This window comes from Sphingobium sp. Z007, from assembly GCF_900013425.1.
Classification (GTDB): Bacteria; Pseudomonadota; Alphaproteobacteria; order Sphingomonadales; family Sphingomonadaceae; genus Sphingobium.
Genome location: NZ_FBXK01000005.1, coordinates 3,182,722 through 3,196,087, shown reverse-complemented (window position 1 = coordinate 3,196,087; position 13,366 = coordinate 3,182,722). Strand labels below are relative to the sequence as shown.

14 protein-coding genes are annotated in these 13,366 nt (G+C 65.2%); 5 read left to right on the top strand and 9 right to left on the bottom strand.

All coding sequences use genetic code 11. The features are described from left to right. Positions 1-93: 93 nt before the first annotated feature. The 3 genes from acs (at position 94) to CEQ44_RS23430 (ending at position 3,757) form a co-directional block, all read left to right on the top strand. Positions 94-2,037, top strand: a complete 1,944-nt coding sequence (gene acs, locus CEQ44_RS23440; RefSeq protein WP_088190110.1) for an acetate--CoA ligase — start codon at positions 94-96, stop codon at positions 2,035-2,037. 96 nt (positions 2,038-2,133) lie between these two features. Further along, on the top strand, positions 2,134-2,646 hold the full coding sequence (locus CEQ44_RS23435; RefSeq protein ID WP_088190111.1) for a cytochrome b: 513 nt from the start codon (positions 2,134-2,136) through the stop codon (positions 2,644-2,646). Positions 2,647-2,731: 85 nt separating this feature from the next. After that, positions 2,732-3,757 (top strand): IS110 family transposase, encoded by a 1,026-nt coding sequence (locus CEQ44_RS23430; RefSeq protein WP_088201808.1) that lies wholly within the window; start codon positions 2,732-2,734, stop codon positions 3,755-3,757. Between the two features lie 521 nt (positions 3,758-4,278). Here CEQ44_RS23430 and CEQ44_RS23425 read toward each other — a convergent pair. Further along, on the bottom strand, positions 4,279-5,487 hold the full coding sequence (locus CEQ44_RS23425; RefSeq protein WP_088183080.1) for an FAD-dependent monooxygenase: 1,209 nt from the start codon (positions 5,485-5,487) through the stop codon (positions 4,279-4,281). Between the two features lie 86 nt (positions 5,488-5,573). Further along, positions 5,574-6,665, bottom strand: a complete 1,092-nt coding sequence (locus CEQ44_RS23420) for a branched-chain amino acid aminotransferase (protein WP_088183079.1) — start codon at positions 6,663-6,665, stop codon at positions 5,574-5,576. 157 nt (positions 6,666-6,822) lie between these two features. On the opposite strand from CEQ44_RS23420, the gene CEQ44_RS23415 reads away from it, so the two are divergent. Together CEQ44_RS23415 and CEQ44_RS23410 are read left to right on the top strand one after the other, a co-directional pair. Beyond that, positions 6,823-7,842 carry a low specificity L-threonine aldolase gene (locus CEQ44_RS23415; RefSeq protein ID WP_088183078.1) on the top strand — a complete coding sequence of 340 codons (1,020 nt, stop codon included), beginning with the start codon at positions 6,823-6,825 and terminating at the stop codon, positions 7,840-7,842. After that, positions 7,835-8,731 (top strand): DMT family transporter, encoded by an 897-nt coding sequence (locus CEQ44_RS23410; protein WP_088183077.1) that lies wholly within the window; start codon positions 7,835-7,837, stop codon positions 8,729-8,731. The genes CEQ44_RS23415 and CEQ44_RS23410 overlap by 8 nt, the downstream gene beginning before the upstream one ends. Here the strand turns inward: CEQ44_RS23410 and CEQ44_RS24625 are convergent. The 7 genes from CEQ44_RS24625 to sufC form a co-directional block, all read right to left on the bottom strand. Further along, positions 8,728-8,883: a hypothetical protein gene (locus CEQ44_RS24625; protein WP_176400250.1), complete on the bottom strand. Its 156-nt coding sequence runs from the start codon at positions 8,881-8,883 to the stop codon at positions 8,728-8,730. The two genes, CEQ44_RS23410 and CEQ44_RS24625, sit on opposite strands and share 4 nt — an antisense overlap. Positions 8,884-8,972: 89 nt before the next feature. Beyond that, positions 8,973-9,770: an NAD(P)-dependent oxidoreductase gene (locus tag CEQ44_RS23405; RefSeq protein WP_088183076.1), complete on the bottom strand. Its 798-nt coding sequence runs from the start codon at positions 9,768-9,770 to the stop codon at positions 8,973-8,975. Between the two features lie 87 nt (positions 9,771-9,857). Beyond that, entirely contained in the window at positions 9,858-10,220 is a 363-nt protein-coding gene (locus CEQ44_RS23400) for an iron-sulfur cluster assembly accessory protein (protein WP_088183075.1), read from the bottom strand. After that, entirely contained in the window at positions 10,220-10,672 is a 453-nt protein-coding gene (locus CEQ44_RS23395; protein ID WP_088183074.1) for an SUF system Fe-S cluster assembly protein, read from the bottom strand. Before CEQ44_RS23395 ends, CEQ44_RS23400 begins: the two co-directional genes overlap by 1 nt. Further along, a complete protein-coding gene (locus CEQ44_RS23390; protein WP_088183073.1) occupies positions 10,669-11,874 on the bottom strand; it encodes a cysteine desulfurase in 1,206 nt (401 codons plus the stop codon). The genes CEQ44_RS23395 and CEQ44_RS23390 overlap by 4 nt, the downstream gene beginning before the upstream one ends. Beyond that, positions 11,871-12,623 carry a SufD family Fe-S cluster assembly protein gene (locus CEQ44_RS23385; protein ID WP_088183072.1) on the bottom strand — a complete coding sequence of 251 codons (753 nt, stop codon included), beginning with the start codon at positions 12,621-12,623 and terminating at the stop codon, positions 11,871-11,873. The genes CEQ44_RS23390 and CEQ44_RS23385 overlap by 4 nt, the downstream gene beginning before the upstream one ends. Further along, positions 12,620-13,366 (bottom strand): Fe-S cluster assembly ATPase SufC, encoded by a 747-nt coding sequence (gene sufC / locus CEQ44_RS23380; RefSeq protein WP_088183071.1) that lies wholly within the window; start codon positions 13,364-13,366, stop codon positions 12,620-12,622. Before sufC ends, CEQ44_RS23385 begins: the two co-directional genes overlap by 4 nt.

The window sequence follows — 13,366 nt, the reverse complement described above, 5'->3', positions numbered from 1 at the left end:
ACGGGACGATACGGCATGGTCCGGCCTTTCGATCCTGGCGGCGGCGCGATAGAAGAGAGGGCAATAATGGTTTCGTGATGGAAAGGATGCCCGATGTCTGACGATTTCTTCCCGGTGCCGGAGGCATGGGCCAAGGACGCGCTGATGGACCGGGCGGCGCGCGACGCCGACTATGCGCGCTCTATCAGCGACAGTCATGCCTATTGGCTGGAGCGGGCGCAGCGGCTGGACTGGATCAAGCCCCCAACCAAAACCAATGAAAGCAACTTCGCGGAGGCGGATTTCGGCGTCAAATGGTTCGCCGACGGTGTGCTGAACGTCAGCGCAAACTGCATCGACCGCCATCTGGCCGAGCGGGCGGACCAAACGGCGATGCTCTGGGAACCCGATTCGCCCGACGCGCAGCCGCGCCATTTTACCTATGCCCAACTGCATGAAGAGGTGTGCCGCTTCGCCAATGTGCTGAAAGCCGCCGGCGCAGAGAAAGGCGACCGCATCACCGTCTATATGCCGATGATCCCCGAAGCCGCCTTCGCCCTGCTCGCCTGCGCGCGGATCGGCGCGGTCCACAGCGTCGTGTTCGGCGGCTTCTCCCCCGACGCGCTGGCGGGCCGCATCCAGGATTGCGATTCGAATATCGTCATCACCGCCGACGAAGGCCGCCGCGGCGGCAAGGCGGTGCCGCTCAAGGTCAATGTCGACGCCGCGCTCACCCATTGCCCCTGCGTGAAGAAAGTCGTCGTCGTCCAGACGACCGGCGGCGCGGTCACGATGCAGGACGGCCGCGACCTGTGGCTGCATGACGAAGCCGCGAAAGTCGATGCCGACTGCCCGCCCGAACCCATGAACGCCGAAGACCCGCTCTTCATCCTCTACACCTCCGGCTCCACCGGCAAGCCCAAGGGCGTGCTGCACACGACCGGCGGCTATCTGCTCTGGGCCGCCCTCACCCACGAACTCTGTTTCGATTATCGCCCCGGCGACATCTACTGGTGTGCAGCCGATATCGGCTGGGTCACGGGCCACAGCTATATCGTCTATGGCCCGCTGGCGAACGGCGCGACCACATTGATGTATGAAGGCGTGCCCAATTATCCGACGCCTAGCCGTATCTGGGAGGTGGTCGACCGCCACCAGGTCCAGACTCTCTTCACCGCCCCCACCGCGCTGCGCGCGCTGATGAAGGAGGGCGACGATCATGTGACCCGCACCAGCCGCGCCTCGCTGCGCCTACTCGGTACGGTCGGCGAACCGATCAACCCGGAAGCCTGGCGCTGGTATCATAGCGTCGTCGGCGAAGGCCGCTGTCCGATCATCGATACCTGGTGGCAGACCGAAACGGGCGGCGCGATGATCGCCCCCACCCCCGGCGCGACCGATCTCAAGCCCGGCTCCGCCACCTTCCCCATGCCCGGCGTCGTGCCGCAGATCGTGGATGCCGAAGGCCATGTGCTGGACGGCGCGGCCGAAGGCAACCTGGTCATCGCGCAAAGCTGGCCCGGCCAGATGCGCACCGTCTGGGGCGATCATGACCGCTTCTTCCAGACCTATTTCACCACCTTCCCCGGCAAATATACCACCGGCGACGGCGCGCGCCGCGACGCGGATGGCTATTACTGGATCACCGGGCGCGTCGATGACGTCATCAACGTGTCGGGCCACCGCATGGGCACGGCCGAAGTCGAAAGCGCGCTGGTGCTGCATGAAAGCGTCGCCGAAGCCGCCGTCGTCGGCTTCCCCCACGACATCAAGGGACAAGGCATATACGCCTATGTGACGCTCAACAGCGGCGAGGAAGCGACCGACGATCTGCGCAAGACGCTGGTCAAATGGGTCCGCACCGAAATCGGCCCGATCGCCACGCCCGACGCCATCCAGTTCGCGCCCGGCCTGCCCAAGACCCGCTCCGGCAAGATCATGCGCCGCATCCTGCGCAAGATTGCGGAGGGCGAAGTGTCGGCGCAGGCGCTGGGCGACACCAGCACGCTGGCCGACCCGTCGGTGGTGGACAATCTGGTCGCCAATCGTCAGTCTTGAATGGGTCGCCGCGCGGCATCCCGTTCAGAATGAAGCCAGGGTCATCGGACAGAATGGCCCTGGCTCCCGGCAGACATCCGCAAGAAGGAGCCGCCCATGGCCCGTTACACCGCCGTCGCCCGCGCCCTGCACTGGGCGATCGCCGTCCTGATCCTCCTCAATCTGGCGCTGGGCTTCGCCCATGACGCGCTGCCAAAGGATTGGGCGGTGATGCCGGTCCACAAGTCGATCGGCCTGACCGTGCTGGCGCTGACTCTGGTGCGCATCGGCTGGCGGCTCACCCATCCCGCCCCGCGCCTGCCCGCCGCCCTGCCGACCTGGGAAAAGGGGGCGGCCCATGCCACCCATTTCCTCTTCTATGCCTTCATGATCCTCGTGCCGCTGTCGGGCTGGATCATGTCGTCGGCGGGCACGCGCCCGCTCAACTGGTTCTTCCTGTTCGACATCCCCAAATTCGGCGTGGGCAAGGAAGACGCCATCGTCACCCTGTCCCGCGGCGCGCATGAACTGCTGCCTTGGCTCTGGGCCGCGCTGATCGCGATCCACATCGGCGCCGCGCTGCGCCACCATCTCGTGCTGAAGGACGACGTGCTGCGGCGGATGCTGTGACGGGATTGGGTGATGGGGTGGACGCCCCCCGACGGTATCGATGTGCCAAAGTGGAGGTGTTGAACACCACTTGAGGGAGGCGTCCATGTCAGAAGTTAGCATAATCGGGTTGGATATCGCCAAGCATGTTTTTCATGCGCACGGTGTAGATGTGTCGGGCCATGTGCTTCTTCGCAAGAAGATCAGCCGAGCGAAGCTGTTGCCGTTTTTCGCAGCACAGCCGCGTTGCCAGGTAGTTCTGGAAGCATGCGGCGGCGCGCATCACTGGGCGCGCGAGTTGCTCAAGCTGGGCCATGATGTGCGGTTGATTGCGCCGGCCTATGTGAAGCCGTTCGTGAAGCGTCAGAAGAACGATGCGGCCGATGCCGAGGCGATCTGCGAGGCGGCCCAGCGACCAAGCATGCGGTTCGTGCCGGTGAAGACAGAGGAGCAGCAGGCGGCGGCAATGGTGTTCCGGGGCCGTGACCTGTTGGTGCGGCAGCGGACCCAGATCAGCAATGCCCTGCGCGGCCATATGACCGAGTATGGCTGGATCGCGCCCAAGGGGCTGGCCCATCTGGAAAAGCTTGCCGCGCTGCTCGCCGATCCATTGGCTGTTCCCCAGGGCGTGCGATCGGTCTGCATGCTTCTGCTCGACAGCCTGGCGATGCTCGACCGGCAGATCGCCGCACTCGACAAGGAGATTGTGCGCCGTTCGCGCGAAGATGCTCTCGCACGCCGGCTCATGACGATCCCGGGCATCGGTCCGATCACGGCAACTGCCATCCTGGCGCTTGCGCCGCCGTCGGGCACCTTCGCCAAGGGACGTGACTTTGCCGCATGGGTCGGCCTCACGCCGCGGCAGCACTCGACGGGCGGCAAGCAGAAGCTGGGTTCGATCTCAAAGATGGGCGAGCGAACGCTCAGGCGGTTGCTGATCATCGGCAGCAGCGCCGTGGTGTTGCAGGCGAGCAAGCGGGGCGCGCCCAAGGGATCATGGCTGGAGCAGATGATGGCGCGCAAGCCACGCATGCTCGTAACAGTGGCGCTCGCTAACAAGACAGCGCGCATCGTCTGGGCGCTCATGATGAAGAATGAGGATTACACTGCTCCGGTCGCAGCGGCGGCGTAAGCCAAAGCGGACCAGAGGTCGTCGGGGCGTAAGTCGGTCGAAGGAGGGTATGGCACAACAGTCGGCGAGACGGGGTCGGAAGAACCAGGGCTAACCACCATGCTTCATCAGCACGCTTAGGGTGATGTGGTTCCGATCCGCGAACTCCCATACGGGCCCGCAGCCTTCATCGCTGCATCAGAGGCCGGACAGATGGCAGCATCCGACTACGCGCCAAATACTCCAAATTACCGCTTGCGTCGCGCGGGGCGTCCACAGATGGTTAGACGTCAGTCCGATTTGCGCGAGACTCACGCGAAAGGCGACGTAAAAATCTCGTCACCCCAGCGACCCGAAGGGCGGCCGAAGGCCAACGCGGGGGTCTCAGGCGACGATCCAATGCGGTTGCGTAAGTGCCCAGCCGAACCGCCGCGTGCCCCCGCACGAGACCCCAGCCTTCGCTGGGGTGACGATAATGGGGCATCAGCTTGCCGATTATGCAACCCATCTGCTGAGCGTCCGCCTCTGGTAGTGATCCGCCCCTAAACCATCTCGCCCGTCAGCAGCCGCGGCAACGCCCCCGATTGCCCCCGTGCTTCCGCCATGAACCGCCCTTTCAGCGCCCCGCTGCGCTGCACCGCCGCCAGTCCCGCGCGCCGCACCATTGAGGGAATCTTGCCCGGCACGTCGAACAACCGCACCAGCCCGTCCATCGCCACGCTGGTCATCATCGAATCCAGCCCGCGCCAGCGCTGGTAGCGCGCCAGCAACTGCGCATCGCCCGGATCAAGGCCCAGCCGCATCCCCTCCACCAGCACCTCGACCAGTGCGGCGACATCGCGGAAGCCCAGGTTCACGCCCTGCCCCGCGATCGGATGAATGGCGTGCGCGCTGTCGCCGACCAGCGCCAACCGAGTGTCGGTTATCCGCGCGGCATGGTGGAAACCCAAAGGATAGGAGGACCGCGGCCCCGCCAGCGTGATTTCGCCCAGGAAACCGCCGATCCGCTTCTGCGCCTCGGCCAGCCAGGCGCGCTCGCTCAGCTTCATCATCGCCGGCGCCTGATCGGTCGGCACGGTCCACACGACCGCAGACCTAGTGCCCGGCTGCATCGGCAGCAACGCAAACGGCCCGCCGACATAGAAAATCTCATAGGCCGTATTGGCATGCGGCAATTCATGGTCGATCGCCGTCACCATGGCGGTATGCTTATATTGCCAGCGGGTCGTGTTGATCCCCGCCGCATCGCGCGTCGGGCTGTTGCGCCCCTCCGCCGCGACCAGCAATGCACCATGGATCGTCGTCCCGCTCGCCAACTTCAACATGACGCCATCGGCATTGCGATCGACCTGCACCGCGCGGTCGGGCTGGAAGATCGTTAGATTTTCTGCCTCCGCCGCCGTCTGCGCCAGCGCGAGGCGCAGATCGCGATTGGGGACCATCGTCCCCATCACGCCGTCATCGGCATCGGCCGCGAAATCCAGCGCGCCCGGCTCCAGCCCGTCGCTCACCCAGATCCGGTCGATCGGACAGCCCTTGCCCGCCAGATGCTTCCCCACGCCGATGGCGTTCATCATGGCGTAGCTGGTCGAGCTGATCGCAGACACACGCCCGTCGAACCCGGCGGCCGTGGTCGAAACCGGGTCAGCCGGGTCAATCACGGCACAGCGCACGCCATGGCCCGAAAGAGCGATCCCCAGGGTCAGGCCGACCAGCCCGCCCCCCAATATGACGACATCGAAGCGTTCCATGCCCTACTATCTAGGCGCTTGGAACGGGCTTGGGAAGCGGCGGTGCCTGTCCCAGCCCGAAAGGGCAGGCCCGCCGCGCCCCAATCTCAGACCGTCCGCACCCAGCCCGCCGGATCGGCCACGATCCCGCGCTGGATACCCGTCAGCTCCGCGCGCAGCGTTTCAGTAACGATCCCGCCATCGCCATTGCCGATGGTGAAGTCGCCGTCATTGCTCTTGACCGTGCCGATCGCGGTGACGACCGCCGCGGTGCCACAGGCGAAGGCTTCGCGCAGCGTGCCGCTGGCCGCATCCGCGCGCCACTGGGCGAAGCTGTAGGGTTCCTCGCGCACATCATGGCCCTTGGCCCGCGCCAGGTCGATGATCGAATGGCGGGTGATGCCGGGCAGGATCGTGCCGCCCAGCGGCGGGGTGACGATCGACCCGTCGTCCATCACGAAGAAGACGTTCATGCCGCCCAGTTCCTCGACCCACTTATTCTCGGCGGCGTCCAGAAACACGACCTGGTCGCAGCCATGGCCGATCGCTTCCTTCTGCGCGACGAGGCTCGCGGCATAGTTGCCGCCGCATTTGGCCGCACCCGTGCCGCCGCGCGCCGCGCGGGTATAATGTTCCGACACCCACAGGGTCACGGCCTTCTTGCCGCCCTTGAAATAGGCGCCGGCAGGCGACGCGATGACGCAGAATATATATTCGTTGGACGGGCGGACGCCCAGGAACGTCTCGCTCGCGAACAGGAAGGGGCGAAGGTACAGGCTGCCTTCGCCGGTCGGAATCCAGTCGGCGTCGATCTTCACCAACTGCTCGACCGCTTCCAGAAACAGGTCTTCGGGCAGGACGGGCATCGCCAGCCGTTCGGCCGATGCCGCGAAGCGGCGGGCGTTTTCCTCCGGGCGGAACATGGCGATGCTGCCATCCTCCAGTCGGTACGCCTTCATCCCTTCGAAGATTTCCTGCGCATAATGCAGCACCGCGCAGGCCGGATCGAGCTGGAACGGCTCGCGCGGGCCGACGGCGTGGCTGTGCCACCCCCGCCCCTCGGTATAGCGGATCGTCACCATATGGTCGGTGAATATCCGGCCGAAGCCCGGATCTTCCAGCAGCACAGCGCGCGCGTCAGCCGCCACAGCCTTGGTGCTGGGGGTAACGGTGAAACGCGATGTCTGCTCGGCGGCCATGGTGAGTCTCCTGTTCTGGCGTGCAAGGCGCCCGCCTATGTCACAGAGCGGCGCATGAAACAATGGGTCATATATACTGACCCATTTTGGCGAAAAGGGCCAGCGGTGCCGCTCTGGCCTCTTCCCGCCGCCGGACGCCAAGGGTATCGCTGCGGCCATGCATTATTTTTCCGACAACGCCACGCCCATCAGCCCCGCCATCATGGCCGCCATTGCCGCGGCCGACCAGGCCGATCATGGCTATGACGGAGACGCCTGGAGCACGCGGCTGGACAGCGCATTCTCGGACCTGTTCGACACCCCGGTCAGCGCGCTATGGATCGCCACCGGCACAGCGGCGAACAGCATCGCGCTGGCCTGCCTCTGCCCGCCCTATGGCGGCGTGATCTGCCATGAAGAAGCGCATATCGTCGTGGACGAATGCGGCGCGCCCGGCTTCTTCACCCATGGTGCCAGCCTGATGCCGCTGCCCGGTAACGGCGCGAAACTGATGCCAGACGTCGTCACTGACCGGCTGAAAGCCATCCGCCCCGACGTGCATCAGGTGCCAGCCCGCGCGATCAGCATCACCAACGCCACCGAATATGGCCTGACCTACACACCGGACGAGGTCGCGGCGCTGGGCGCAGTGGCCAAGGCGCATGGTCTGGGCTTCCACATGGACGGCGCGCGCTTCGCCAATGCGGTGGCCTATCTGGGCTGCCCGCCCGCCGACGTCACATGGCGCGCGGGGGTGGACGCGCTGTCCTTTGGTTGCGTCAAAAATGGCGGCATGATCGGCGAAGCCCTGCTCTTCTTCGGCGAACAGGCCCCGTCGCGCGCTGCCGAAGCGCAGCGCTGGCGCAAACGATCCGGCCATCTTTTCTCCAAGGGCCGCTATCTCGCCGCGCAGATAATGGCGATGGTCGAAGGCGACCTGTGGCTGGCCAATGCCCGCACGGCCAATGCGGCGGCGCAGGCGCTCGCGGACGGCGCGACCGGCCGCCTGCTTCATCCCGTGCAGGCGAATGAGCTGTTCATCCGCCTGTCCGCCGACGAAGCTGCCCTATTGCGCGCGCAGGGCTTCGATTTCTACGACTGGGGCGAAGGTGCCGCCCGGCTGGTCACCAACTGGTCGCAGGACGCGGCCAGCGTCGCGCCGCTGGCGCAGGCGCTGCGGGCGCTGACCGATGACTGAGGGCAAATCGGGTGGCGTCATCATCCCCTTCATCCTCGTCACCCTGATCTGGAGTTCGACGTGGATCGTGATCCGCGATCAGATTGGGTCGGTGCCGGCAAGCTGGTCGGTCTGCTACCGCTTCCTGCTCGCCGGGATCGCCATGGCCGCGTTCGCGCGGCTGCGCGGCGTCTCGCTCAATATCGGCCGGGCCGGCTTGCTCTACGCTGCCATTCTCGGCGTGGCGCAGTTCGTCCTGAACTTCAACTTCGTCTATCGTGCCGAACAATATCTGACCTCCGGCGTGGTCGCGGTGGTCTATGCGATGCTGCTGATCCCCAATTCGATCCTCGCCTGGCTGATTTTCCGTCAGCCGGTCAGCCGCGCCTTCATCGGCGGATCGCTGGTGGCGATGACGGGCATCGTCCTGATGCTGCTGCACGAATATCATGCCGCAACCGTCCGGCCGGACATGGTGCTGCTGGGCGCGGCCTTCGCGCTCGCTGGCCTGCTGAGCGCGTCGGCCGCGAACGTCATGCAGGGGATGGATATCGCCCGTCGCCTGCCGATGGTGGCGGTGTTGACCTGGGCCATGCTGATCGGCGCGGGCGTGGACGCCGCCTTCGCCTGGGCCACCGTCGGCCCGCCGCAATTCGAGCCGCGCCTGGGCTATATATTGGGCATAGGCTGGCTGGGGATCGCCGGATCGGTCGTGACCTTCCCGCTCTATTTCACCCTGATCCAGCGCATGGGCGCGGGCCGCGCCGCCTATACCAGCGTGCTGATCCCGGTGATCGCGATGCTGATCTCGACCCTGGTAGAGGGCTATCGCTGGAGTATGCTGGCGATCATTGGCGCGCTGCTGGCGATCGCCGGCATGGGTATCGCCCTACGATCGAAAACGACTTAGCGCGTCGCGCCCGGCTGATACCGCCGCTTGGCGGCATCGACCTTGGCCAGCAGGCTGGTGACCGGTTCGGGCGAAGCCAGGGGGCGGCCGGGCGCAGGCAGACGCTGCATCCGGTCGCTGAGCGCTGAAAATCTCTTGTCGATACGGGTCATGGGATCATCCTTGGCAAGTGATGATCCCGCCTTCGCGCCGGCCGGTTAACAAGCCGTAAACCATGCGGTGGACGGCATCACGGGCCGCCTTACAGGCAGGCGCGCAGCCCCTCCCGATAAGTAGGATAGCGCGGCGACCAACCCAGCAGCCGCTTCGCCCGGCCATTGGCGACGCGGCGATTTTCGGCATAAAAACCCCGCGCCATCGGCGACAGGGCGGCCTCCTCCACGGTCTGTAGCGGTGGCCATGGTCTACCCAGCAGGTCGCAAGCGGCCTCTATCACATCATTCTGGGCGCAGGGCAGGTCGTCCGCCAGATTATAGACGCCGGGCGGCCCTGCGCGGATAGACGCGATCACCCCGGCGACGATGTCATCCACATGGGCGCGGCTGAACAACTGGCCCGCCAGCGCGATGCGATGCGCCTTGCCTTCCCGTACCCGGTCCAGTGCCGATCGCCCCGGCCCATAGATGCCCGGCAGGCGAAACCGCCGCATCTCGGCGCGCAAGGCCCCCCAGTCGGCGTCGGCAGCAGCCCGCGCCGTCCGCCGCCCCAACCCGATCGGGCTGGCCTCATCCACCCACGCCCCCGCCGCATCGCCATAAACGCCGGTGGAGGACAGATAGCCGGTCCACAGCGCCGGCGCTGCTGCGATGGCCGCGCCGTAGCGGGTCAAAACGGGGTCGGCGTCCCCTTCCGGCGGGACGGAGGAGAGGATATGGGTTGCGCTGGCGATGGCGGCACAGACGGCGCGTTCGTCATCGAAGGCCAGAACATCCGCGTCGGCGCTACGCCGAACGCCCGTGACTTGCCACCCTCCCGACCGCAGACGTTTAGCCATGCGGGACGCGGTATAGCCCATACCGAGCACTAGCATATGGGCCAACACACCCTCCGTTCGGTTCGAGCTTGTCGAGAACGCCGCACCGGGTTCTCGACAAGCTCGAACCGAACGAAGCGGGACTATGATCCCCTAAACCGTGAAACTCTCGCCACAGCCGCAACTGCCCTTGGCGTTGGGATTGTTGAAGACGAAGCCGGCGGTAAAATCATCCTCGACCCAGTCCATCGTCGAACCGATCAGATACAACACCGATGCGCCGTCGATATACAGCACCCCGCCGGGCGTTTCGATCTTCTCGTCGAACTTGGCCTCTTCCGTCACATAATCGACCGAATAGGCCAGGCCCGAACAGCCGCGCTTGGGCGTCGAGAGCTTGACGCCGATCGCACCCTCGGGCGCTTGGCGCATCAGGTCGGCGATGCGCGCCTGCGACGTCGGCGTCAGGATGACGGCGGCGGGGCGGGCGCGGGTCTTGGTCTGCACGTCGGTCATCACAGCATCCCCAGTTCCAGCTTGGCCTCGTCGCTCATCTTCTGCGGGTCCCATGGCGGGTCCCACACCAGGTTCACCTGCGCATCGCCCACACCCGGCACCGCGCCGACGCGCAGTTCGACCTCGCCCGGCATGGATTCGGCGACCGGGCAATGCGGCGTGGTCAGCGTCATGGTGACGACGGCGTGACCGTCGTCGGTGACATCGACGCCATAAATCAGCCCCAGATCATAGATGTTGACCGGAATTTCCGGGTCGAAAATCTCCTTCAGCGCCTCGATGATCCCGTCATAGAGGTTGCCGCCCGGTTCCCCGGCCGCCACGTCGCTCGGCTCGGCGGCCAGAAACCCGTCCAGATAGTCGCGCTGGCGCGGTGCCTCTTCGACACGCGCCTTGGGCGGGGTTTCCACCGCATCCACTTCTTCCACCATGATCTTGCGTTCCTCGGTCATCCGAAGATTTTCCTTACCCGTTCTAGTCCCGCGACCAGCGCATCCACATCGCTCTCGTCGCTATAGATGCCGAAGCTGGCCCGCGCCGTCGCCTCCACGCCCAGATGGCGCATAAGCGGCTGCGCGCAATGATGTCCGGCCCTTATGGCGACGCCCGTTTCGTCCAATATGGTGCCGACATCGTGCGGATGCACCCCCTCGACCGCGAAAGACAGGATGCCCGCGCTGTCGTCCGGCCCGAACAGGCGGATACTGTTCATGCCATCCAATGCCGTCCGCGCCTTCGCCACCAGCGCACATTCATGGGCATGGATGACATCCAGCCCGATCGCCTGCACATAATCGATCGCGGCGGAAAGCCCGACGACCCCGGTGATATGCGGCGTCCCCGCCTCGAACCGGGTGGGCGCGGGGGCGTAGGTCGTCTTTTCGAATGTCACCTTGTCTATCATCGACCCGCCCCCCTGATAGGGCGGCATCGCGTCGAGCAATTCCTTGCGGCCCCACAGCACGCCGATACCGGTCGGGCCATAGAGCTTGTGCGCGGAAAAGACGTAGAAATCGCAGTCCATCGCTGCCACATCGACGGCCAGCCGCGGCACCGCCTGGCACCCGTCGATCAATATCTTCGCGCCAACCATATGGGCGATATCGGCGGCGCGGCGCACGTCCAGCACACTGCCTAGCACGTTCGACACATGGGCCAGCGCGACCATCCGATGGCGCGGCGTCATCATCGCCCGCATAGCATCCAGATCGATCCGGCCGTCGTCGGTCAACGGCACGACGTCGATATGCGCGCCGACCTTCTCCGCCACCATCTGCCACGGCACGATATTGCTGTGATGCTCAAGGCAAGACAGCAGGATGCGATCGCCCGCCTGCAACTGCGTCCCCGCCCAGCATATCGCGACCAGGTTGATCCCCTCGGTCGCGCCGCGGACATAGACGATCTCGCTGTCCGACGCCGCGCCGATAAAGCCCGCAACCTTCCGCCGCGCCGCTTCATAGGCCAGCGTCATGTTCGCCGAGCGCTCATAGACGCCGCGATGGACCGTCGCATAATCCGGCCCATAGGCGCGCGCGATCGCATCGATCACCGCATTGGGTTTCTGCGCAGTGGCGGCGCTGTCAAGATAATGCCAGTCTCCCACACCGGGGAAATCATCCCGCAGCCGCAAGGTCTGGGCGAGATCGGTCATACCAGCGCCTCCAACTTGGCGATCGCGGCGGCTTCCAGCCCATCCTTCACGGCCTCGTCCGCCACATCGTCGAACACGCCCGCGACGAAGGATCGCAGCAGCAGCGTCTTGGCCGTCGCCGGGTCCATGCCGCGCGACGCCATGTAGAACAGCGCCGCCTTGTCCAGTTCGCCCACGGTCGCGCCATGGGCGCATTTCACGTCGTCGGCGAAGATTTCCAGCTCCGGCTTGGCGTTCGCCGTGGCCGTCCGGTCCAGCAACATCGCTTTCACCGACTGAAACGCGTCGGTCCGCTGCGCATCGCGCGCGACATTGATGCTGCCAAGGTAGCTGCCGGTCGCGCGACCGCCCAAAATAGACCGGATGGTCTGGCCGCTGGTCGAATCGGGCTTGGCGTGGGTGACGCTGGTGATGATCTCCAACGTCTGGTCGCCGCCGCCCAATATCGCGCCGTTCAGCTCGAAATGCGCATGGCTGCCGATCGTCACATGAAAGGTCACCCGCCCCAGCCTGCCGCCGATATTGAGCACATGAAAATCGCACCGCGCCCCGTCCGCTATGGTGATGACATACTCATGCACCGCCGCAGCGCCGTCGGCCGCATCCTGCAACAGATGATGGCGCGCGGTTTCGCCCGCCGCCACGTCGATCCGCGTCGGCGCAGGCAAAGGCCATATTGAGGCGACCGCCTCGACATCACTATAGCGCCAGTCTTCCTGGCGGCGGGTTGGCAGAGCAAGAGCGTTCACGCTGCCACCACCTCGGCATAGCCTTCGCGCTCCAGCTCCAGCGCCAGTTCCGGCCCGCCCGACTTCACGATCCGGCCGCCCGCCAGCACATGCACAAAGTCCGGCTTCACATAATCGAGCAGCCGCTGATAATGGGTGATGAGCAGCACCGCCCTGTCGGGCTTGCGCATGATCGCGTTGATCCCCGCGCCCACGATCTTCAAGGCGTCGATGTCCAGGCCGCTGTCGGTTTCATCCAATATGGCCAGCTTGGGGTCAAGGATGCCCATCTGCACCATTTCGGCCCGCTTCTTCTCGCCGCCCGAAAAGCCGACATTCACCGGCCGCTTGAGCATCTCCATGTCAAGGCCCAGCAGCGCAGCCTTCTCCTTGGCCAGCCGGATGAACTCGCCACCATTCAATTCCTTCTCGCCCCGCGCCCGCTTCTGCGCATTCAGGCTCTCGCGCAGGAATTGCAGGTTGGACACGCCCGGAATCTCGACCGGATATTGAAAGCCCAAAAACAGCCCCGCCGCCGCGCGCTCATGCGGCTCCATGTCGAACAGGTCCGCGTCCTCGAAGGTCGCGGTACCGCCCGTCACGTCATAACCCGGCCGTCCGCCCAGCGTGTAGGCCAGCGTCGATTTGCCCGCGCCGTTCGGCCCCATGATCGCATGGATTTCACCCGCGTTGATGGTCAGCGACAATCCCTTCAGGATCGCCTTGCCGTCAATCTCATTGGTCAGTTGGTCGATGTTAAGCAT

Excerpts from the sequence above, each read along its gene's own strand:
- acs (WP_088190110.1), top strand. The coding sequence starts at position 94 with ATGTCTGACGATTTCTTCCCGGTGCCGGAGGCATGGGCCAAGGACGCG.
- CEQ44_RS23435 (WP_088190111.1), top strand. The coding sequence starts at position 2,134 with ATGGCCCGTTACACCGCCGTCGCCCGCGCCCTGCACTGGGCGATCGCC.
- CEQ44_RS23430 (WP_088201808.1), top strand. The coding sequence starts at position 2,732 with ATGTCAGAAGTTAGCATAATCGGGTTGGATATCGCCAAGCATGTTTTT.
- CEQ44_RS23425 (WP_088183080.1), bottom strand. The coding sequence starts at position 5,487 with ATGGAACGCTTCGATGTCGTCATATTGGGGGGCGGGCTGGTCGGCCTG.
- CEQ44_RS23420 (WP_088183079.1), bottom strand. The coding sequence starts at position 6,665 with ATGGCCGCCGAGCAGACATCGCGTTTCACCGTTACCCCCAGCACCAAG.
- CEQ44_RS23415 (WP_088183078.1), top strand. The coding sequence starts at position 6,823 with ATGCATTATTTTTCCGACAACGCCACGCCCATCAGCCCCGCCATCATG.
- CEQ44_RS23410 (WP_088183077.1), top strand. The coding sequence starts at position 7,835 with ATGACTGAGGGCAAATCGGGTGGCGTCATCATCCCCTTCATCCTCGTC.
- CEQ44_RS24625 (WP_176400250.1), bottom strand. The coding sequence starts at position 8,883 with ATGACCCGTATCGACAAGAGATTTTCAGCGCTCAGCGACCGGATGCAG.
- CEQ44_RS23400 (WP_088183075.1), bottom strand. The coding sequence starts at position 10,220 with ATGACCGACGTGCAGACCAAGACCCGCGCCCGCCCCGCCGCCGTCATC.
- CEQ44_RS23395 (WP_088183074.1), bottom strand. The coding sequence starts at position 10,672 with ATGACCGAGGAACGCAAGATCATGGTGGAAGAAGTGGATGCGGTGGAA.
- CEQ44_RS23390 (WP_088183073.1), bottom strand. The coding sequence starts at position 11,874 with ATGACCGATCTCGCCCAGACCTTGCGGCTGCGGGATGATTTCCCCGGT.
- sufC (WP_088183071.1), bottom strand. The coding sequence starts at position 13,366 with ATGCTTAACATCGACCAACTGACCAATGAGATTGACGGCAAGGCGATC.